This is a genomic window from Hymenobacter terrigena (assembly GCF_054776515.1).
Genome location: NZ_BAAHBU010000002.1, coordinates 814,734 through 834,368, shown reverse-complemented (window position 1 = coordinate 834,368; position 19,635 = coordinate 814,734). Strand labels below are relative to the sequence as shown.

The window sequence follows — 19,635 nt, the reverse complement described above, 5'->3', positions numbered from 1 at the left end:
CCGAAGCGCCGGCTGTTGCTGGCCTTGCTGCCAGATTAGATGAAACAACTTCTTACTGCACTTTCGGTCTGGGGAATTATTCTCGGGCTGTTTTTGCCAATGCAGACCGCGCAGGCGCAAGGCACCGCCACCTTGCGCGGCACCGTGGCCGACTCGCTCTCGGGCCAGCCGGTAGCGGGCGTGAGCGTGGGCCTGCTGGGCCAGCCCGGCGGCACCGCCACCGATGCGCTGGGCAACTTCCGCTTGACCAACCTGAAACCCGGTAGCTACGCGCTGCGGGTAAGTGCGCTGGGCTACCGCGTCCAGACCGTGCCCGTGACGCTAAGGGCCGGCGAAAGCCCGCGTCTAAACCTGCGCGTGGCCGCCACCACGCTCAGCCTGGCCGAAGTGACCGTGAGCCAGCCCCGCGACCCCAACCAGAGCCTGGCCGCCATCTCACACATCGACCAGCTGCTGCGGCCTGTGAACTCGGCCCAGGACCTGCTGCGCCTCGTGCCGGGCCTGTTCATTGCCCAGCACGCGGGTGGGGGCAAGGCCGAGCAGATTTTCCTGCGCGGCTTCGACTGCGACCACGGCACCGACTTCGCGGTGAGCGTGGACGGGTTGCCGGTGAACATGGTGAGCCACGCCCACGGCCAGGGCTACGCCGATTTCCACTTCGTAATCCCCGAAACGGTGGAGCAGCTGAAGGTGTACAAAGGCCCGTACACGGCGCGGTTTGGTGATTTTGCCACGGCCGGCGCGGGCGAGTTCAGCACCAAAACCCGGCTCGAGCACAGTCAGGTAAAGCTCGAAGTGGGCCAGTTTGATACGCGCCGGGCGCTGGTGATGGTGGACCTGCTGGGCCAGAACCACCACCTGCTCAGCAAAAAGCCGGAAAGCGCCTACGTGGCGGCCGAGTACAACTTCACCAACTCGTATTTCGACCAGCCACAGCACTTCAAGCGCTTCAATGGGATGGCCAAATACACCGGTCATCTCTCGGATAAAACCTCGCTCACGCTGCTGGGTTCGCATTTTACCTCAAACTGGGATGCTAGCGGGCAAATTCCCGAGCGCGGCATTCGGGAGGGCATCATCTCGCGCTACGGCAGCATCGACCCCACCGAGGGCGGCCGCACCAGCCGCACCAACGCCAGCGTGGTGTTCACCACCGCGCTGCCCCACGAGGCCGTGCTGCGCCAGCAGGCCTACTGCTCGAAGTACGATTTCAGCCTGTTTTCCAACTTTACGTTCTTCCTGCACGACTCGATAAATGGCGACGAAATCAACCAGACCGACGACCGGCACCTGTTTGGCTACACGGCCACCTACGAGCGCGACGACCAGCTCGGCAGCCGCAGCCTGCACAGCACGCTGGGCGTGGGCACCCGCAACGATTTCTCGACCCTGGGCCTGCGCCACACCGTGCGCCGGCAGGTGCTCGATACCATTAGCACGGGCCGCCTCTTCGAGCAAAACATCAACGCCTACCTCGACGAAACCCTGACCCTGACCGACCGCCTCACGGTGAACGCGGCCGTGCGGGCCGACTTTTTTACCTTCGATTTCCGGGGCCTGCTCACCGATGAGAGCTCCGGCGCGCGCGCCCCGCTGGCCGGCCGCGTGGCCCGGGCCCGCGTGTCGCCCAAGCTCAACCTCTACTACCAACTCACGCCGGCCGTGCAGCTGTTTGCCCGCTCTGGTTTCGGGTTTCACTCCAATGACGCGCGGGGCGTGATTCAGGGCGTGAATGCCAACGTGCTGCCCAGGGCCGTGGGCTCCGAAATCGGCAGCACGTTTAAGCCGCTGCCCAATCTGGTGGTGAATGCGGCCCTGTGGAGCCTGCATTTGCAGGATGAGCTGGTGTACGTGGGCGACGAGGCCGTGGTGGAAAGCACCGGCCCCACCCAGCGCTATGGCCTCGATTTGTCGGTGCGCTACCAGCTGGGTAGCCGCGTGTTTGTCGATGGCGACTTCAACTACAACCACGGCCGCCAACTCGATGCGCCCGAAAAGGCCAGCTACATTCCGCTCGCGCCCACCTTCACCAGCACCGGCGGCATCACCTACAAGGCCCCCCGGGGCCTGAGCGGCAGCCTGCGCTACCGCCACATCGACTCACGCCCGGCCAACGACGATGGCAGCATTACCGCCCGCGGCTATTTCCTGCTCGATGCCGTACTGGCCTACACCACACCCCGATTCCAAATCGGGGCCTCGGCCGAAAACCTGCTGAACGTGCAATGGAACCAGGCCCAGTTCGCCACCCAGACCCGCCTGATAAACACGCCCAAACGCGAGCCCCTCGAAGGCATCGACGAGCTGCACTTTACACCCGGCACGCCATTCTACGCCAAGCTAAATGTGAGCGTGTTTTTCTAATTCCGCTGGCGTGCGTCACTGACGCGCGCCAGCGGGACGGCGTGAATAACATAACAAAAAGCCTCTCCGGAAAACCGGAGAGGCTTTTTGTTGCAGAATGAGGGAGGCTTATTGCACCGCTACCTTCTGGCTTACGTGGAACTCGGGCACGCTGAGCTGGTAGATGCCGGCTGGCAGCGCTTTCTTCACGCCGAGGCGCAACTCGTTGGAGCCGTTGTAGAGGCGCACGGTTTCCTGGTGCACCAGGCGGCCGGTGAGGTCGTGCAGCTGCACGGTGGCGGCCTGCTCGCGGTTGGCAGTAATCACCACATCGATGCGGTCGGCGGCGGTGGGGTTAGGGTACACCAGCACTTCGGCAGCGGCGGCCTCCTGGGTGGTGGCCAGCGCGTTGGCGTCGCGGCGGCCGGTCATGGCCCCGGTTACCACGGTGGGGGCGGTGTAGGTCACCTTCACAAATGCACCCTGGCTCGGGTTGGCGGTGCTGGCGTTTTTGGCTTTGAGCGTGTACCAGCCTTCGGTGGTGGGCGTGTAGGTGCCCGTAAGGGTGCCGGTGCCGGTCTGGCTGCTCACCACGGTGCCGGCGCTGTTGAGCACGGCCACCGTGAGGCTGCGCGTGGCATCAACGGGGTAGAGGTTATAGGTGACGCTTTTGTTGGCGGCCATGTAGATGCGGCCGGCCGTGCGGTAGGCCGTGCTGGCGGCCGGCAGGGCACCGCCCTGGCCCAGCGAGCGGCTGTCGGAGTCGCCGAGGTCGTCGGCCAGCTCCCATTCCTGGGTGGTGGTCAGGGCCGGGCGGGTGTAGCCGGTGGTGGCGTTGGTGGGGGCCCATACCGAGTAGCCGCGCCGGCCGCCGGCGGCCGTGCCGTTGCACGGCGGCGTGTTGATGGCCACCGTCTGCGAGGCGCTCACCGTCACGGTGGCGGTGCCGTTGGCGCCCGAATAGTCCTTGAGCACGGTGCCCGGGGCGAAATCGCAGCTCACCGTGTTGTTCTGCCAAGTGGTGTAGTTGTCGTTGATGCCGATGATGGCCTTGGTGCTGCGCTCAATCACGAGGTGGTCGGCGGCCTGCCAGCGCACTTTGTACGCGCCGTCCTTGAAGTGCAGGTTCTGGTGGCACCACACCAGGTTCACGAGGTCGTCGCGGGTGGGCAGGTCCACGGTGCTTTTGGGGCTGTGGCTGTAGCGCTTGCTGGTGTTGCCCACGTTGAACACATCCTCAAAAAACAGCATCGGCGAGCCGTCCATGGCCAGCGCGGCGGCGTACACGGCCGACAGGCGCGGGTCGAACGGGTCGATGTGCGGGGCCAGCTCCGAGCCGGTGTTCCAGCCGGTGTAGTTGCCGTTGGCGTCCACTTGGGGGCGCATGGTGTCGTGGTTGTTCACGAAGGGCACCGTGCGGTGCACGTACGTCCCGCCGATGTTCACCACGCGGGTATTCTGCTGGTAAGTGGGCAGGGTGCCGATGTCGAAGCTGCCGCCCTGGCTCACAATCTGGTACAAGCCATTGCGCAGCGAGAAATCGAAGGTTCCGGCGCGGTTGTTCACGTTGGCTACCCAGCCATCCATCTGCGAGGCCGAGCCCACCCATTCGCCCACGGCGTACATGGTGGCCCCGCCGCTGGCCCAGCCGGCGTTGCTCTGCAGATTATACAGGAAATCCTCGCTGGCGAAGTCTGGGAAATGCTTCACCGCATCCATCCGCACGCCATCGAAGCCCACCTGCTTCTTGTACCAAATCAGCCAGTTGCGGTTGCCGGTGCGCATGTAGTCGCTGGCCTGCGCGGGGTTGTAAGTGGTGGCGTTGGAGCTTTGGCCGTAGGAGCCGGGGTAGTAGCTGATGTCCGGCCCGAAGTAGGGCGCGTTCCAGTCGCCCGTGGTCGAGTTGTTGCCCTGGTTGGGGTTAAAGTTCTCCCAGTTTTTCGAAAAGCGTCCCGAGCGGCTGTAGTAGTCGGCGGCGCTCTCGTCGGTCACGGGCTTGGCGTAGCTCACGTAGCGGAAGTTCTTGTACTTGCTGGTCGTGTTGTCTTCCCAGGCGGCCGGGTCCTGCCCGCCCGCGCCATTCGATGAGCCGGCCCCGTCGTTATGGTTCAGCACCACGTCCTGAATAACTTCCACGCCGTTGGCGTGCAGCACGGCCACGGCGCGCAGCAGCTCGTCCTTGGTGCCCATGCGCGTGGCCAGGAAGCCTTTTTGCCACTTATCGCCCAGGTCGTAGTTGTCGAAAGGGGAGTAGCCGTTGCCCTGGTTGGCGTTTTTGATGGTCGGCGGAATCCAGATGGCGTCCACGCCCATGGTTTTGAGGCGCGGGGCGAGGTCGGCGAGATAGTTGGCCCAGCCGTTGGGGTAGTTTGAGTTCCAGAAATCCCACCAGAAGCCCTGCATCACTACTTTTTGGGCGTGGGCGCTCTGGTTGCCGGCTCCCAGCAGGGCCATCGCCAGGGCCAGTGTGAACCGGAATCGTTTGCGGAATGGAAAATGGGGTGAAAAGTGCATCATGTGTGGGAATTTGGGTTTTATGAAGAAAAAGTGAAGTGTGGCTCGCCAGTCAGCCGCCACCCAAAAACACGGGTTTTATTGCTGATTGACGGTATCAAGGTAGAAGAAATGGTTTGTATGACCTTGAAATGACAAAATATTATTTGTGCATACGATTGCATTTTTCGAATAATTGTGCTATGCGGGCATTTATTGTTCATCAAGCCGTGGGTTGCGTGGGTGACGCGCTTTAGCTGTTGCCCTCGCGCCGCCTGCCGCTCAGCCTAAATTTGGGCAAAAGCGCTGGCCAGTTTGCGGTAGCTGTAGCGGCCTGCCGTAATTTCGACGCATGGTTAGGTCGAGAGCAACATGGGACATTACCAAAACGGCCGCCAAAAGGGCGCACTTTGTTAGCTGCCTGGCGGCGGCACTGTCCGTGGCTGGCTGCCAGCTGCGGGCCGAAGAGTCGCAAACGCCATCCCAAAAACTTGTCTCGGCCGTAGCGCCCCGCGTGCCAGCCGTTGCGCCAGTTGCGACGGCCCCGGCCGATGTGCCCGATTCCCTCCGCCTCACGCCAGTGCCCGCGCTGGCTGCCGTGCCCGATACGCTGCACCAAGCCATTCGGCAACTGCACATCGCCCTCGGTCCCGCCGCTGCCGAACTACGTCCCGAAGTGCTGGAGCAGGCCTGCGTGGGCTACCTCACGCTGCACCCCACCGGCCGCATCGAGCGTGCCGGCCTGCTGGCCGTGGCCGACATGGACCTGCCCAACACCACCGAGCGCCTCTGGGTCATCGACCTCAAGAATGCCCAGGTGATACACCGCAGCCTCGTCGCTCACGGCGAAGGCTCGGGCCACCTGCGAGCCCGCCGCTTCTCCAACCAGGAGTCTTCGGCCTGCACCTCGTTGGGCTTCTACCGCACGGCCGGCACCTACGACGGCATCCACGGCTACTCACGCCGCATCGAAGGACTCGACAAGGGCCAAAACACCAACGCCTTCGACCGCTACGTGGTGCTGCACGCGGCCGACTATGCCAGTCCCAAATACATCGAGAAATACGGCCACCTTGGCTACAGCCGGGGCTGCCCGGCGCTGCCGCCCGAGCAATTCAAGGACATCATTGCTACGCTGCGGGTGGGCAGCATGCTGCTCGTGAGCGGTCCGGGGCTGGCGTCGCGGTGGCTGGACGGCGGGGCCGCCGGGCGGCGGTTTTTGCAGCGCGGCTGGCGCTGAAGGTGCTGGAACAGCCCCGGCGCCGAAAAGCGTGTTGTGCTGGTGCGGCAGTCCTGCGCCCCGCCTTGTGGCTAATATAATATCGCGTCAGCGGGTGCATATTTGCTGACAATTGTATGGGCACAAATCTTTTTTTGCCTTCTTTCAACGGATGGCAAGGTCAGGCAACTTGGCTGGTAACAACTCAGGCGCTATCAACTAAATAGTATCCCCGAGCATGTGGGCCTGCTGCTGGCCTCATTATCGGCATGCCCCGAACGAGCTTGCTAACCGACTTGAGCAAGAACTTAACCCATTGGGTGAATCAAGCCCATGCCGTATTTTAGGTAAAACCTGTGTGCGGAGCATAAATCCGGGGAGTAGCGCAGCGCAGTAGGAAGGAAATTTGCCGTGTATTTAGTGATGTGGAAATAAGTGAACAACAGCAGTACCGAAGCCGGAGAAGTTTATTTTTCTATCGTGAGCCCGGTGTACCGGGCCGATACGCTGGTTGCGCAATTGGTGAGCCGGATAATAGCCGCGGTCGAGCCTTTGGGCCGGCCCTTTGAGATTATTCTGGTGGACGACCGCAGCCCCGATAATTCGTGGGCAGCCATCTTGGCACAAACCACGGATGAGCGGGTGCGTGGGTTTCGCTTATCCCGCAATTTTGGGCAGCACCGGGCCATCACGGCCGGCCTGGAGCAGTGCCGCGGCGAGTGGATTGTGGTGATGGACTGCGACCTGCAAGACCAGCCCGAAGAAATCCCTGGCTTATACCACGAGGCGCTGAAGGGGTACGACCTGGTCTTCGCGCGCCGGGTCGAGCGCCAGGATTCCTGGCTGAAGCGAACCGGTTCCCGCGCATTCTACCGGGTGTTGTCCTACCTCACCGAAACCAAGCAGGACCCGGCCATCGCCAACTTCGGAATCTATCACCGCAAGGTGGTAGACGCGGTGCTGACTATGCGGGAAAGCATCCGCTATTTCCCTACCATGGTCCGGTGGGTGGGTTTCCGCAGCGGGGGCCTTGCCGTCACCCACGCCGAGCGCTCGGAGGGCACCAGCAGCTACAACCTGCGTAGCAACATCAATCTGGCCCTCGACATTATTCTGGCCTATTCCGACAAGCCGCTGCGCCTCACCGTGAAACTGGGCCTGACCATTTCGGCCGCCGCATTCGGCTTCGTGCTCATCACATTGGCCCGCTACCTGCTGGGCCACAGTTGGGAGCCGGGCTACGCCAGCCTCATCGTATCCATCTGGTTTTTTGCGGGCTTGCTGCTATCGGTGCTGGGGGTAGTGGGGCTGTACATCGGCAAAACCTTTGAGCAGGCGAAAAACCGGCCTATATTTCTTATCGATACAACCAGCTTATCATGAGTGCGGTAGTGCAGTTGCTGGATTGGGATAGCCGCTTTTTCGGTTTCGGGGTAGCCCGCATTCTGTGTGAAACCCCTACCGCCGATGAAGTACGGACGGCTTTGGCCATGTGCCGCGCCGCCGGCACGCGGCTAGTGTATTGGCACGTGCCCTACCACGACTTGGCGGCCCACCAACTTGCGGAGCAGCACAATGCGTGGCTGGCCGACCGCAAAGTGACCTTTGCAATGGTCCTAGGCGCCGTCGAAGCCGCCCCGCTCGATGCCGACATTGTGCCCATTACCGTCCTTACGCCGCAGTTGGAGTCGCTGGCTTGGCAGAGCGGGGAGTATTCGCGCTTTGCGCTGGACAAGCGCTTGCCTGCCGATGCCTTCCGGAAATTGTATAGCCAATGGCTGCGCAACTCCCTGAATGGGAATATCGCGCGGGCAGTATTCACGCTGACCAATACCGCGGGCAAGGAGTTGGGCCTGCTGACGCTGGGTGAGAAAAATGGCCGGGCCGACATTGGCCTGCTGGCAGTGGATGAGCAGGCCCGTGGCCAGCGGGTGGGCAAGCGCCTGGTAGCCGAGGCCCGGCGCTGGGCAATTGGGGCCGGCTATACCGAATTACAAGTCGTGACGCAGCGGGCTAACGTAGTGGCGTGCGACTTCTACGAAAGCTGCGGCTTTGCTATCGGCCACGAGGAGCACCTTTATCACCTCTGGCTGGACTAGCTAAGGCGCGTGGTGGTGCGACGGGCCGATATACCTTTGTGGTGCTCATCCGCACTGTTCATGCCCACTACAATTCCCTTTAATAAACCTTATTTGTCGGGACCGGAAACGCGCTACATAGAGGACGCTGTGCGCTCCGGCAAAATTTCGGGCGACGGCATTTTCACCAAGCGGTGCCATCAGTTTTTCGAACAGGAGCTAGGCTTTGCTAAGGCACTGCTCACCACCAGCTGCACCGATGCGCTGGAAATGGCTGCCATCCTCCTGAATCTGCAACCCGGTGACGAGGTCATCGTGCCCGCCTACACCTTTGTGAGCACTGCCAATGCGTTTGTGCTGCGGGGCGCAAAAATCGTTTTTGCCGACAGCACCGCCGAAAATCCTAACTTGGATACGGCATCGCTCGCGGGCTTGGTAACGGACCGTACGCGGGCCATCGTGCCGGTTCATTACGCGGGCATTGCCTGCGACATGGATGCCATTCAGGCCGTGGCCGACCGGCACGGGCTGGCCGTGGTAGAAGATGCCGCGCAGGCCATCGACAGCTACTACAAAGGCAAAACGCTGGGGACCCTCAGCGACCTGGCCGCCTTTTCATTCCACGAAACCAAGAACATTATTTCTGGTGAAGGCGGGATGCTTGCCATCAACAACCTTCGCTACGCGCAGCGAGCCGAGATTATCCGGGAAAAAGGCACTAACCGCTCCTCTTTTTTTCGGGGCGAGGTTGATAAATATGCTTGGGTAGACATTGGTTCCAGCTTTTTGCCTTCTGATATCATTGCGGCGTTTTTGTGGGCGCAGCTGGAACATCTGGCGGACATTCAGACCCAGCGCAAAGCCATTTGGAACCGGTACTTTGAAGCATTTAATGTGCTGGTGCCGCAGGGAGTGGGCCTGCCAGCGATACCGGCATATGCCACCAATAACGGGCATATGTTCTATCTGGTAACCCGCAGCCTGGCAGAGCGGGGGGCTTTAATTGACCACCTGAAGCTGCAACAAATAATGCCCGTGTTTCACTACCTGTCGTTGCACAAGAGCCCTTTTTACGCGGCTCAGCACGACGGCCGCGAACTGCCTTGGTCTGACCACTACACCGATTGTCTGGTAAGGCTGCCGCTGTACTACGAGCTTACGCCTGACTTGCAGCAGCGCGTAATCGATGGCGTGCTGGAGTTCTACGCGCAACAATAGGGACTGCTGTGCCTTTTTGCCGGGGCCGGAAACGGAATCATTTAGGCCGGTAGGGCGTTTAAGAACGACCACCGGGATTTCTATTCCGTATATGGTATCGAGTGAGTTATTGCGTTTGCATCGGCTCATTTTGTTTCTTCACCAGCCACTTCGATTATGCACCAGCACCAGCCCAGCATTGTTCAGCGCAAACGCAAGAGCCTGCGCCGTCAGCGCCTGGCGCGTCGCGTTCTGCCCTTCCTGGCGTCATTGTTTCTGGCCACGCCGTTGGCGGGTAATATCCAGCAGTCGGTGGCTGGCTCGCGCAACGAAGTGCGGATGCCCAAGATGAACTTCTCACCCAAAGTGCAGTTCGACCAGGAGCTGCGGGCTACCTACAACGCCCTCGGGGCCGAGCAGGAAGGCCTGCGTTTCGAAACCTTTGCCAAAGCCATGACTGGCTACCTCAACCTGCGTCAGGATGGCAAGCTGGCCGAGGATAAGCAGCTACTGACGGTCATCGACTTCGACCTGCCCAGCACTGAAAAGCGCCTCTGGGTGCTCGATTTGGCCAAAAACGAAATCCTGTTTCACACCCTTGTGGCCCACGGCCACAACTCGGGCGAGAACGAAGCCACCAACTTCTCCAATACCGACCAGAGCAACATGAGCAGCCTCGGTTTCTACGCCACGGGTAGCGAGTACGAGGGCAAGCACGGCCACTCGCTCCGCCTCGAAGGCTTGGACGAAGGCTACAACACCAACGCCGCCGCCCGCTCGGTGGTGATGCACGGGGCCGACTACGTGAGCGAAGATTTCATCAAGCAAAACGGCCGCCTGGGCCGCAGCCTTGGCTGCCCGGCCCTGCCAATGGACCAATACGCACAGATTATTGACGCGGTGAACGGCGGAACCTGCTTGTTTTTAAATAAGTCGGACGCCGGATATACTTCGCAGTACCTAAACCAGGATGTGGCTATTGCGGCGCTGGTGCCCCATGCTACAAGTAATGGTGTTTCTTAAGCGCTGATAGATTTTATATAAAAAAGGCCCTCTTCTGATGCGGAGGGCCTTTTTGTGCTTTTGAATGGCTGGTTCAGGCTACAACTTCACGCCAAACTTCGCGCCTACGCCTTCCAAGTCTTTCACTACCGCATCGAGCAGCGGAATGCCTTCCAATAGGCGGTGGGCTGCCATTTCACGCTCCGGGTCGCCGGGGATGAGCACCTTTTTGCCCTCCACCGCCTGGGCGTTGCGGAAAGTCGAAATCCAGTTGTCCATGTGCGCTTTAAACTCATCGGCGGGCCGGAAAGCATCGACGCGCATGGCGCCAAAAAAATGGCCCAGGCCCTGGCCCACGGGGTTGGCCGAAGGCTGCAGGAAAGCCACGAACGGCGGTACCCATGGGCCGTAGTTCGCGCCGGAAAGTACCGCCGAGAAAATATCGACAATGCTACCCAGGGCATAGCCTTTATGCGAGCCGGTGGCTCCGCCAAGGGGCAGCAGCGCGCCGCCGTTTTTCACGGCGTTGGCATCGGTGCTGGGCTGGCCGTCGGCGGTTTGGGCCCAGCCTTCGGGCAGAGGAGTGCCTTTGCGTTGGGCAATTTCGAGCTTGCCATTGGCAGCGGTGGTGGTGGCCATGTCGGCCACAAAATCGGGCTGTTCGCCGGCGGGTACGGCCACGGCAATGGGGTTGGTGCCGAGCAGGCGGTCAAGCGAATAAGTTGGCGCAACCAATGGCGAAGCATTGGTCATGGCAATGCCAATCATGTCGTGGGCCAGGGGCAGCATGGCGTGGTAGCCGGCAATGCCGAAGTGGTTGGAGTTCTTCACCGAAACCCAGCCGGTGCCCACCTGCCGGGCCTTTTCAATGGCCACCCGCATGGCCTTGGGGCCCACCACGAGGCCGAGGCCGCCGTCGCCATCTACCACGGCAGTGCTGGGCGTTTCGTAGGTCACGCCCACGCGGGGCGTGGCGTTGATGCGGCCGGCCTCCCACAGGCGCACGTAGCCCACGAGGCGGGCCACACCGTGCGAATCTACTCCGCGCAAATCAGCCGAGAGCAGGGTTTCGGTGGCGAGGGTGGCGTCTTCTTCGGAGCAGCCGATGCTGCGGAATATGCTTTCGGTGAAGGAGAAAAGCTGGCTGTAGGAAAAGGTGGACATGGAGGAGGATAGATGTAGCGTGGACTCTGCGAGTCCGCGCGTGGGCGGCGGTATAGGCGATGCGCGGACTCGCAGAGTCCACGCTACAGGCAGATGCTACGGCCGCAGCATTTCCGCCAACAGGCCTTCTTTCAGCGCGTAAGCCGAGGTGCGGATGCGCGTGATTTCCGCAATGCCCAGCACGAAATCAATGAGCACGGCTGCTACCACCAGCATATCGGCCCGCATGGACAGGATGCCGGGCAGGGCCTTGCGCTGCTCATGGTTGCCGCTGAGCAGGTGGCGGTAGCTGGTTTGGAAGGATTCCAGCGTTAGTTCGGTGCAGGGCGGCAACTGGCTTTCGGGGCGCAGCTGGCCGATTTGCATGTCGGCTAGGCTATCGAAGCTGCCCGATGCGCCCACGAGGCTGGCGGGGCGGTAGCGCTGCACGGCTTCGAGGAGCGGCTCCAGCACGGTGCCGAGGTAGCGCTGCTCGGCCTCCACGGCTTCGGCGGGAAATACGCCGCTGGGGTCGGGGAAAAACTTGTCGAGCAAGCGCTGGGCCCCAATTTCGAAGCTTTGCTTCCAGAAAATGGTGTGCTGGTTGGCAATGATGAACTCGACCGAGCCGCCGCCGATGTCCATAATCAGCTGCGCTTCTTCGCCCAAATCCACGGCCTGGCGCACGCCCTGGCAGATGAGCTCGGCCTCTCGCTCACCGGGAATGACGTTGACCTGAATGCCGGTTTGCTCGAAGATGTCGCGCACCAGCTCGGGGCCGTTTTTGGTAACGCGCATGGCGCTGGTGGCCGTGGCGCGCACCTCCGTCACTTCGTGCAGCTCCATTTCTTCCTTGAAACCGGCCAGCGTGTGCAGGGCGCGGGCATAGGGCTCGGGTGCGATGATGCCCCGGCTGATGCCGCCCTCGCCGAGGCGCACGCCGGCTTTGGTGCGCAGCAGCACCAGCGGCTTTTCGCCAGGCGTTTTGGGGATTTCCACGATGAGCAGGTGGAAGGTATTGGTGCCCAAATCAATGAGCGCAAGGCGGCGATGGGCGTGCGGCGTGTGCATAAGGGAAGTAGCGCAGACTTTTAGTCCGCGAGTTTAGCGAAGCAGTGAGGCAATACGGCTGATGAGCCGGCGCGGACTAAAATCCCTGCCGGAGACGACCGCGCTACGTGGCAAACCGGCAGAACGTGCCCAGCGGCAATTTCCGCTGGCCGGCATCGTGCAGGTAAATCTCGCCCAGCTCGCGCACAGCCTTTTCGCCGGGGAAGATGGCCGTGGTCAGGTTGTCGAGAATCAGGGCTGAGAAGCCCAGCGAGTACAGGTTCACCACGAAGAAATGGTCCTCGGGGTCGAGCAACTGCTGGCTGAGTTTCAGCATTTCGTTTAGCTCATCTTCGAGCTGCCATTTCTCGCCGTTGGGGCCGCGGCCATAGGCGGGCGGGTCGAGGATGAGGCCCTGGTACTTGCTGCCGCGCTTCACTTCGCGCCGCACGTATTTCATGGCGTCTTCCACCAGCCAGCGCACGCCGTCGAGCTGGCTGGCTTCCATGTTGTCGCGGGCCCAGAAATTCACCTGCTTCACCGAGTCGAGGTGCGTCACGTCGGCCCCGGCGGCGCGGGCGGCCAGCGTGGCGGCTCCGGTGTAGGCAAACAGGTTGAGCACGCGCGGGAGCTTGGCGCGGCGCTTCTTCGTTTGGTTAAAGATGAACTGCCAGTTGGGGTCCTGCTCCGGAAATAGGCCCACGTGCTTGAACGATGATAAACCCAGCCGGAATTTCAGCTTCAGGCCATCGGGCCGCTCGTAGGCAATCACCCACTGCTCGGGCATGCTGGGCTTGAGGCGCCACTGGCCTTTTTCGGTAGAGCCGGGGGCGCGGGCGAAAGCGGCATCGGCCCTTTCCCACTCCTTGAGCGGCAGGTGCGGGTCCCAGATGGCCTGCGGCTCGGGGCGGGCGAGGATGTATTTGCCAAAACGCTCCAGCTTCTGGAAATTGCCGGAATCAATCAGCTCGTAATCGGGCCAGGGGGAGGTGGTGAGGAAGTCGTACATAAGCAGGCCGCAAAGGTAGGGGCCGTGCCCGGTAGGGGCGAGGCGCCACGGCCGCAGCTTTTCCGATGCGGCTGCCGTATTTCAGCTTACCTCATTCCACCATTCCTTCTCTTCATCATGTCCGAAATCACCCGCCTGCTCGACCAGCTCCGCCGCGCTTTCGATGGCGAACCGTGGTCCGGCCCTTCGCTGCTGTATACCCTCAAAGGCCTGACGGCCGCCCAAGCCGCTCAGCGCCCCATTGCCACTGCCCACAGTGTTTGGGAAATCACGCGCCACGCCGGCGTGTGGGCCGATGTGGCCCGGCGCCGACTGGTAGAAGGCAAGCTGGTACAGGTAAGCGACGTCGAAGACTGGCCGCCACAGCCTCGAAACCCCACCGCTGCTGATTGGCAAGCCGTGCTGGCGGACCTGCGCACGGCGCACGGGCAACTGCTGACCGCTGCGACAACCATCACCGATGAAATCCTCGACCGGTCAATCAATACCATTATCGATGAGCGGGTGGGCTACGGCTCTTCCATTTACGTGACCCTGCACGGCGTGGCCCAGCATTACCTCTACCACGCCGGGCAAATTGCACTGTTGCGCAAAGCCGTAGCCTAATGCCGTGGCCAAATTCCCGCTCGCAGCCAGGCTTCGTGAGGTGGCAGGCCCTGTTCATCGAAACCGGCGGGCCAACCCGCTGGCAGAACACTAGCTTTGCCGGATGCTGCCTGCCAACCGCAAGAAGTTAGCCGCATTACTTGTTCTTCTGCTGGCCGGATTCGTTCTGGTACTGTGGTGGCGACGTACGCCCGTGCCCGGTATCGGCGTCATCCTGCCGCACGACACCTACACACCGCGCCGCGAGGCCTTCTGGCCGCATCGGGGCCGGATTCTCGACCGCAACGACTCGGTGCTGGCCTACACTGAGCAGCGCTACCTGCTGGTGCTGCCGGCCTGGGGCCGGCTTGATTCCACCCGTCTCAACCGCCTGCTGGGCTGGCCCGATAGCGCTTTCGAGTACCGCAGCCGTGACCTGCGCCGCCGCGAATTGCCCTTGCAGCTGGATTTAACGGCTGCCGAATACGCCATCCTGCGCCGCCACCAGAGCGAGTGGCCCAAGCTCAAACTGCGCGAATACACGGCCCGCAACTACACCACGCACGTGGCCGCGCCCGTGCTGGGCTACGCCTATGCCAATGCTCAGCCCTTTCTGTACCAGGCGCAACGGCTGGCGTGGGGCCGCTTCTACCGCCTGCGCAACGGCGGCCTCGAAACCTATTACAATGGCCTGCTAAAAGGCAGTTTCGGCGCCTACCACCCGTTAGTCGACGTGCTGAACCAGCCCCACGGCACCTGGGCCCCTGACACCACCTATCACCCCGGCCAGGACCTGCACCTCAGCCTCGACACCGAGCTGCAGGCCTACGCCGAGCGCATCATGCGCGAGCGCAAGGGCTACATCGTGGCCCTCGACCCCGCTACCGGCGAAATCCTCTGCTACGTCTCGGCCCCCACCTATGACCCCGCCACCATCACTGCCCTCGGCCGGGGCCGCGAGCGCAGCGCCCTGCTCCTGGGCGAAGACATGCCGCTACTCAACCGCGCCGCGCTGCAAGCCAGTCCGCCGGGTTCGGTGTTCAAGCTGGTGAACGCGGCCGTGGCGCTGCAGCTGGGCGGCATCACGGCCACCACCGGCTTCCGCTGCGACCAGTCGCTCATCAACTGCGTGCACGAGCACCCCAACGCCCGCAACCTCACCCAGGCCCTCAAATACAGCTGCAATCCCTACTTCTACCAGGTGATGCGCAACGTGGTGAACAACGTTCCCGACACCCTGGCCCAGCCCGTGGACACCTGCGCCCAACGCCACCTAAACCTGGCCGCCTGGACGCGCCACGTCAAATCCTTCGGCCTCGACACGCTGCTGGGAGTCGATTTGCCCCAGGAGCGCCCCGGCTTCATCCCCACGCCCGCCTACTACGACCGCCGTCGCGGCCGTTGCGGCTGGACTTACGGCAGCATCTATTCCCTCAGCATCGGCCAGGGCGAAATCAACCTCACCGGCCTGCAAATGGCCAACGTGCAGGCCATCATCGCCAACCGCGGCCATTACTACATCCCGCATTTTGTGCGCAGCGTGGGCACCAGCGGCCCCCTGGCCCGCTTCCGGCAAATGCACCGCACGCTGGTCGACAGCGTCCATTTTGCCGAGCTCATCCCCGGCATGGTGGCTGCCCTGCGCCGCGGCGGCACCGCCGAGCTGGCCAACCTCGACGACGTCGGCATTTCGGTAGCTGGCAAAACCGGCACCGTGCAAAACGACGAGGGCGACGACCATGCCACCTTCGCCGGCTTCGCCCCGGCCGATAAGCCGAAAATCGTGGTGGCCGTCTATATCGAAAACGCCGGTTTCGGCGGCCTCTCCGCCGCCCCCTGCGCCGCCCTGATTATGGAAAAATACCTGCGCGGCAAAATCGCCCAAAAGCGCAAGCGCTGGGAAAACTGGCTCCGTTGCGGCGATTTGGCCGAGCAGGGCCATTGAGGAGATGAACGATAAGGGGCCGCGGCGGTTTCTTTGCAGATTAAAACAGAACGTCATGCAGAGCGCAGCGAAGCATCTTTACTGCAATAGCAATTTGATTTGCTTCCGAGGGAAAGATGCTTCGCTGCGCTCTGCATGACCGTTCTTACAGAGACTTAAACTATGCAATTCCACAAATACCAGGGCACCGGCAACGACTTCGTGATGATTGACGACCGCGCCCGCGCCTTCGACGAAACCGACCACGCCCTGATTGCCCAGCTCTGCCACCGCCGCTTCGGCATCGGGGCCGATGGCCTGATTCTGCTGCGCAACAAGCCCGATTTTGATTTCGAAATGGTGTACTTCAACGCCGACGGCCGGCCCAGCTCCATGTGTGGCAACGGCGGCCGCTGCACCGTGGCTTTCGCCAAATTCCTCGGCCTTATCGGGGCCGAAACCCGTTTTCTGGCCGTGGATGGCCCCCACGACGCCCGCGTGGAGCCCGACGGCACCGTGCGCCTGCGCATGATTGACGTGAACGCGCCCATCGAAGCCGAAATAGGGGAGGAAGACGTGTTCCTGCACACCGGCTCGCCTCACCACATCCACTTCCTCGACCCCGAAGAAGGCCATAAACTGGCCGAATTCGACGTGTACGGCACCGGCCACGACATCCGCTACGACCAGGCCTACGACCCCGCCGGCACCAACGTCAACTTTGTGGAAGTGCCCGCCGACCCTGCCCATGCCTGGCCCGTGCGCACCTACGAGCGCGGCGTCGAAAACGAAACCCTGAGCTGCGGCACCGGCGTCACGGCCGTGGCGCTGGCGGCCTCCCAGCGCGGCGCGGTGTCGCCAGTGCGCCTGCAAACCATGGGCGGCGAGCTGGAAGTGAGTTTCGAGCACCGCCCCGATGGCGGCTTTGCCAACGTGTGGCTGAGCGGCCCGGCGGTGCGGGTATTTGGCGGGGAAATTTAACCTTGTTTACTCACCAATACAACATACAAAAGGCCTCCCGCTGATGCAGGAAGCCTTTTGTATGCTCAGTTGAAGATGCTTGGCTTACTTCGCCAGCATCTTCAGCATCGTCTGTGCCGCTGGCTCCGACGATGCCGGGTTCTGGCCCGTAATCAGGTTGCCAGCCGTTACCACGTAAGGCTGCCAGTCGGCCCCTTTCGAGTAGTTGCCGCCATTTTCTTTCAGCATGTCTTCAACCAGGAAGGGCACCACGTTGGTCAGTTGCACGGCCTCTTCCTCGGTGTTGGTGAAGCCGGCTACTGCCTTGCCGCGTACCAGCGGCTCGCCGTTGGCCGCCTTCACATGGCGCAACACGCCGGGAGCGTGGCACACCAGCGCCAACGGCTTGCCGGCGGCAAAAGTGCTTTCGATAAGGGCAATGGACTGCGCGTCCTCAGCCAAATCCCACAGCGGGCCGTGGCCACCGGGATAGAACACGGCATCAAAATCCTCAGCCTTGATGGTGTCGAGCGTCACCGTATTGGCCAGGGCTTTTTGAGCGGCCGGGTCTTTTTTGAAACGTTCGGTGGCTTCGGTTTGGGCGCCGGGCTCGTTGCTCTTGGGGTCGAGGGGCGGCTGGCCGCCTTTGGGCGAAGCAAGCGTGATATCAGCCCCGGTATCCACGAAAGTATAGTAGGGGGCCGCAAATTCTTCGAGCCAGAAACCGGTTTTGCGGCCGGTGTTGCCGAGCTCGTCGTGCGAGGTCAAAATCATGGCGATTTTCATGGGATGAGTAATTAAGGATGAACGGAAAATCTTGCTGGAAACGACAAGGCCCCGGCGTAGACCGAGGCCTTGTGAGAACAAGTTAAAAACGGAAACGACTGCGCTTAGGCGTTGGTCGTGGTGGTGAGGTTCACCTCGATGTTGCCCTTGGTGGCTCGCGAGTAGGGGCAGATGCCGTGGGCGGCTTCCACCAGCTCCTCAGCCTGCTTCTGCTCGATGCCGGGCAGGTTGACGTGCAAATCGGCCGAGATGCCGTAGCCGCCGTCCTCTGCTTTGCCGAAGCCGATGAGGGCTTCCACGGTCACGTTGTCGAGGCGTACTTTGGCCTGGCGGGCGGCCACGCCCAGCGCACCTTCAAAGCAGGCGGCATAGCCGGCGGCGAAGAGCTGCTCGGGGTTGGTGGAGCCGGCTTTGCCGGGGCCGCCCATTTCCTTGGGCGTGCTCAGCGTCAGGTCCAGCACTTGGTTGTTGGAGGTAATCTGGCCGTCGCGGCCGCCTTTGGCTTTGGCCTGGGCAGTGAAGATTTTTTCGATTTTCATCGGGAATTGGTAAGAAAAGTGGGTAAGCAATAAGCGCGGGCGGCTAAGCCAGCTGGGTAAGTAAGTGCGTGAGGTGCGTGCGCAGGGCTACTATTTCGGCTTCCGACATCTGCATTTTGTCGAGCATCTGCATCGGGATTTGCTGGGCCTGCGCTTCCAGTGCTCGGCCGGCCGGCAGCAGCGCAATGATGACCGACCGCTCGTCGCGCGGGTCGCGGCGGCGGCTCAGCCACTGCTTTTGCTCCATGCGTTTGAGCAGCGGCGTGAGCGTGCCCGAATCCAGGAGCAGCTTTTCACCCAATTCTTTTACCGTCAGGTGCTCATGCTCCCACAGCAGCAGAAACACAAGGTACTGTGGGTAGGTTAAGTCGAGGGCCTGCAACAGCGGCTGGTAGGCTTTGGTAATGAGCCGCGACACGGCATAAACCGGAAAGCAAATCTGGCTTTCCAGCTTCAGCAGCGAGTTCGGGGCGGATGGGGTGGGGGAGGTGGCCATGTGGTTTCGCAAAGGCAAACGGATAATGGTTGTATAATGTTTGATTGTGCACAATTTATTTTTTCGTATTTCCATTCTTGGCCATCCTGGCGCGGAGTGCGGTTGAGCATAGGCTTTACCTTTACCCCACCATGCACCTGCGCGCGCTCGAACCCGACGACCTCGAATTCCTTTACGCCCTCGAAAACGACCCCGATATCTGGGGCGTGTCCGACACGCTTGCGCCCGTCTCGCGCCATGCCCTGCGTGCGTATCTGGAACACGCCGCTACGGATTTCTACGTAGTGCGGCAGTTGCGCCTCGTCATTACTACTGAAATTGGCAGCCCGGCTGTGGGCATCGTCGACCTGTTCGACTACGACCCGCTGCATCAGCGGGCCGGCGTGGGCATCACCATTCTGGCCCGCGAGCGACAGCACGGCTACGCCCGGCAGGCCCTGGAGATGCTGAAAAACCACGCCCGCACCATCCTGCGCCTGCACCAGATTTACGCCACCGTAGGTGCCCACAACCTGCCCAGCATGAGGCTTTTCGCTGCTGCCGGATTCCGGAAGGTGGGCACGCGGCAGGCGTGGCTGCGCACCGCCACGGGCTGGCAGGATGCCGTGGAGTGGCAGTGCCTGCTGGATAGCTAAAAAATTAACATAGCCGTATATGTAGTTGGTAAAGTGAAGAATTGGTGAGCTTTAGCAAAGTAAGCTGGGCTATATCTTTTGGCTGGCAGGCTCCGTATAGGGTAGCAAGCGTCCAGGACGGGTAGGTTGAGACTCCCTCCGGCACGGCGCGAAACTTCTTTTTCCTGCCATTCTTC

The 19,635-nt window shown here is 61.6% G+C and carries 17 protein-coding genes and 1 pseudogene; 10 read left to right on the top strand and 8 right to left on the bottom strand.

Annotated features, from left to right (window positions below; translation table 11 throughout):
* Window positions 1-39 precede the first annotated feature (39 nt).
* Window positions 40-2,364, top strand: coding sequence for a TonB-dependent receptor (locus ACYU7Q_RS10280; RefSeq protein ID WP_460609365.1), 2,325 nt, complete (start codon window positions 40-42; stop codon window positions 2,362-2,364).
* Between the two features lie 108 nt (window positions 2,365-2,472).
* On the opposite strand, the gene ACYU7Q_RS10275 is transcribed toward ACYU7Q_RS10280, so the two are convergent.
* Both ACYU7Q_RS10275 and ACYU7Q_RS10270 read right to left on the bottom strand, forming a co-directional pair.
* Entirely contained in the window at window positions 2,473-2,775 is a 303-nt protein-coding gene (locus ACYU7Q_RS10275; RefSeq protein WP_460609885.1) for a T9SS type A sorting domain-containing protein, read from the bottom strand.
* A gap of 945 nt (window positions 2,776-3,720) precedes the next feature.
* Window positions 3,721-4,656 (bottom strand): annotated as a pseudogene (locus ACYU7Q_RS10270) (alpha-amylase family glycosyl hydrolase); the annotation flags it as partial.
* 532 nt (window positions 4,657-5,188) lie between these two features.
* Between ACYU7Q_RS10270 and ACYU7Q_RS10265 the strand changes: the two are divergent.
* The 5 genes from ACYU7Q_RS10265 to ACYU7Q_RS10245 all read left to right on the top strand — a co-directional run bounded on the left by ACYU7Q_RS10265 (window position 5,189) and on the right by ACYU7Q_RS10245 (window position 10,353).
* Complete coding sequence (locus ACYU7Q_RS10265; protein ID WP_460609364.1) at window positions 5,189-6,076, top strand: murein L,D-transpeptidase catalytic domain family protein; 888 nt, start codon at window positions 5,189-5,191, stop codon at window positions 6,074-6,076.
* A gap of 459 nt (window positions 6,077-6,535) precedes the next feature.
* Window positions 6,536-7,438, top strand: coding sequence for a glycosyltransferase family 2 protein (locus ACYU7Q_RS10260; RefSeq protein ID WP_460609363.1), 903 nt, complete (start codon window positions 6,536-6,538; stop codon window positions 7,436-7,438).
* On the top strand, window positions 7,435-8,154 hold the full coding sequence (locus ACYU7Q_RS10255; protein WP_460609362.1) for a GNAT family protein: 720 nt from the start codon (window positions 7,435-7,437) through the stop codon (window positions 8,152-8,154). Before ACYU7Q_RS10260 ends, ACYU7Q_RS10255 begins: the two co-directional genes overlap by 4 nt.
* Window positions 8,155-8,214: 60 nt before the next feature.
* Entirely contained in the window at window positions 8,215-9,351 is a 1,137-nt protein-coding gene (gene rffA / locus ACYU7Q_RS10250) for a dTDP-4-amino-4,6-dideoxygalactose transaminase (protein ID WP_460609361.1), read from the top strand.
* A 156-nt stretch (window positions 9,352-9,507) separates the two neighbouring features.
* Window positions 9,508-10,353: a murein L,D-transpeptidase catalytic domain family protein gene (locus ACYU7Q_RS10245; protein WP_460609360.1), complete on the top strand. Its 846-nt coding sequence runs from the start codon at window positions 9,508-9,510 to the stop codon at window positions 10,351-10,353.
* Window positions 10,354-10,431: 78 nt separating this feature from the next.
* Here ACYU7Q_RS10245 and ACYU7Q_RS10240 read toward each other — a convergent pair whose 3' ends face one another.
* From ACYU7Q_RS10240 to ACYU7Q_RS10230, 3 genes are all read right to left on the bottom strand, one after another.
* On the bottom strand, window positions 10,432-11,496 hold the full coding sequence (locus ACYU7Q_RS10240) for an Ldh family oxidoreductase (protein ID WP_460609359.1): 1,065 nt from the start codon (window positions 11,494-11,496) through the stop codon (window positions 10,432-10,434).
* Window positions 11,497-11,592: 96 nt separating this feature from the next.
* Window positions 11,593-12,546, bottom strand: coding sequence for a Ppx/GppA phosphatase family protein (locus ACYU7Q_RS10235; RefSeq protein ID WP_460609358.1), 954 nt, complete (start codon window positions 12,544-12,546; stop codon window positions 11,593-11,595).
* Between the two features lie 103 nt (window positions 12,547-12,649).
* On the bottom strand, window positions 12,650-13,534 hold the full coding sequence (locus ACYU7Q_RS10230; protein WP_460609357.1) for a class I SAM-dependent methyltransferase: 885 nt from the start codon (window positions 13,532-13,534) through the stop codon (window positions 12,650-12,652).
* 117 nt (window positions 13,535-13,651) lie between these two features.
* On the opposite strand from ACYU7Q_RS10230, the gene ACYU7Q_RS10225 reads away from it, so the two are divergent.
* From ACYU7Q_RS10225 to dapF, 3 genes are all read left to right on the top strand, one after another.
* Complete coding sequence (locus ACYU7Q_RS10225) at window positions 13,652-14,140, top strand: DinB family protein (protein ID WP_460609356.1); 489 nt, start codon at window positions 13,652-13,654, stop codon at window positions 14,138-14,140.
* Between the two features lie 103 nt (window positions 14,141-14,243).
* Window positions 14,244-16,064, top strand: a complete 1,821-nt coding sequence (locus tag ACYU7Q_RS10220) for a peptidoglycan D,D-transpeptidase FtsI family protein (protein ID WP_460609355.1) — start codon at window positions 14,244-14,246, stop codon at window positions 16,062-16,064.
* 162 nt (window positions 16,065-16,226) lie between these two features.
* On the top strand, window positions 16,227-17,024 hold the full coding sequence (gene dapF / locus ACYU7Q_RS10215; RefSeq protein ID WP_460609354.1) for a diaminopimelate epimerase: 798 nt from the start codon (window positions 16,227-16,229) through the stop codon (window positions 17,022-17,024).
* Window positions 17,025-17,108: 84 nt separating this feature from the next.
* On the opposite strand, the gene ACYU7Q_RS10210 is transcribed toward dapF, so the two are convergent.
* The 3 genes from ACYU7Q_RS10210 to ACYU7Q_RS10200 form a co-directional block, all read right to left on the bottom strand.
* Window positions 17,109-17,789: a type 1 glutamine amidotransferase domain-containing protein gene (locus tag ACYU7Q_RS10210; protein WP_460609353.1), complete on the bottom strand. Its 681-nt coding sequence runs from the start codon at window positions 17,787-17,789 to the stop codon at window positions 17,109-17,111.
* A gap of 104 nt (window positions 17,790-17,893) precedes the next feature.
* Window positions 17,894-18,328, bottom strand: a complete 435-nt coding sequence (locus tag ACYU7Q_RS10205) for an organic hydroperoxide resistance protein (RefSeq protein ID WP_198067487.1) — start codon at window positions 18,326-18,328, stop codon at window positions 17,894-17,896.
* Window positions 18,329-18,371: 43 nt separating this feature from the next.
* Complete coding sequence (locus tag ACYU7Q_RS10200; protein ID WP_460609352.1) at window positions 18,372-18,824, bottom strand: MarR family winged helix-turn-helix transcriptional regulator; 453 nt, start codon at window positions 18,822-18,824, stop codon at window positions 18,372-18,374.
* 131 nt (window positions 18,825-18,955) lie between these two features.
* Between ACYU7Q_RS10200 and ACYU7Q_RS10195 the strand changes: the two genes are divergently transcribed.
* Window positions 18,956-19,459, top strand: coding sequence for a GNAT family N-acetyltransferase (locus ACYU7Q_RS10195; RefSeq protein ID WP_460609351.1), 504 nt, complete (start codon window positions 18,956-18,958; stop codon window positions 19,457-19,459).
* Window positions 19,460-19,635: the final 176 nt, after the last annotated feature.

Bases quoted from the DNA above. Each gene is read 5' to 3' on its own strand.
- ACYU7Q_RS10280 (WP_460609365.1), top strand. From the start codon at position 40: ATGAAACAACTTCTTACTGCACTTTCGGTCTGGGGAATTATTCTCGGG.
- ACYU7Q_RS10275 (WP_460609885.1), bottom strand. From the start codon at position 2,775: ATGACCGGCCGCCGCGACGCCAACGCGCTGGCCACCACCCAGGAGGCC.
- ACYU7Q_RS10265 (WP_460609364.1), top strand. From the start codon at position 5,189: ATGGTTAGGTCGAGAGCAACATGGGACATTACCAAAACGGCCGCCAAA.
- ACYU7Q_RS10255 (WP_460609362.1), top strand. From the start codon at position 7,435: ATGAGTGCGGTAGTGCAGTTGCTGGATTGGGATAGCCGCTTTTTCGGT.
- rffA (WP_460609361.1), top strand. From the start codon at position 8,215: ATGCCCACTACAATTCCCTTTAATAAACCTTATTTGTCGGGACCGGAA.
- ACYU7Q_RS10245 (WP_460609360.1), top strand. From the start codon at position 9,508: ATGCACCAGCACCAGCCCAGCATTGTTCAGCGCAAACGCAAGAGCCTG.
- ACYU7Q_RS10240 (WP_460609359.1), bottom strand. From the start codon at position 11,496: ATGTCCACCTTTTCCTACAGCCAGCTTTTCTCCTTCACCGAAAGCATA.
- ACYU7Q_RS10235 (WP_460609358.1), bottom strand. From the start codon at position 12,546: ATGCACACGCCGCACGCCCATCGCCGCCTTGCGCTCATTGATTTGGGC.
- ACYU7Q_RS10230 (WP_460609357.1), bottom strand. From the start codon at position 13,534: ATGTACGACTTCCTCACCACCTCCCCCTGGCCCGATTACGAGCTGATT.
- ACYU7Q_RS10225 (WP_460609356.1), top strand. From the start codon at position 13,652: ATGTCCGAAATCACCCGCCTGCTCGACCAGCTCCGCCGCGCTTTCGAT.
- ACYU7Q_RS10220 (WP_460609355.1), top strand. From the start codon at position 14,244: ATGCTGCCTGCCAACCGCAAGAAGTTAGCCGCATTACTTGTTCTTCTG.
- dapF (WP_460609354.1), top strand. From the start codon at position 16,227: ATGCAATTCCACAAATACCAGGGCACCGGCAACGACTTCGTGATGATT.
- ACYU7Q_RS10210 (WP_460609353.1), bottom strand. From the start codon at position 17,789: ATGAAAATCGCCATGATTTTGACCTCGCACGACGAGCTCGGCAACACC.
- ACYU7Q_RS10205 (WP_198067487.1), bottom strand. From the start codon at position 18,328: ATGAAAATCGAAAAAATCTTCACTGCCCAGGCCAAAGCCAAAGGCGGC.
- ACYU7Q_RS10200 (WP_460609352.1), bottom strand. From the start codon at position 18,824: ATGGCCACCTCCCCCACCCCATCCGCCCCGAACTCGCTGCTGAAGCTG.
- ACYU7Q_RS10195 (WP_460609351.1), top strand. From the start codon at position 18,956: ATGCACCTGCGCGCGCTCGAACCCGACGACCTCGAATTCCTTTACGCC.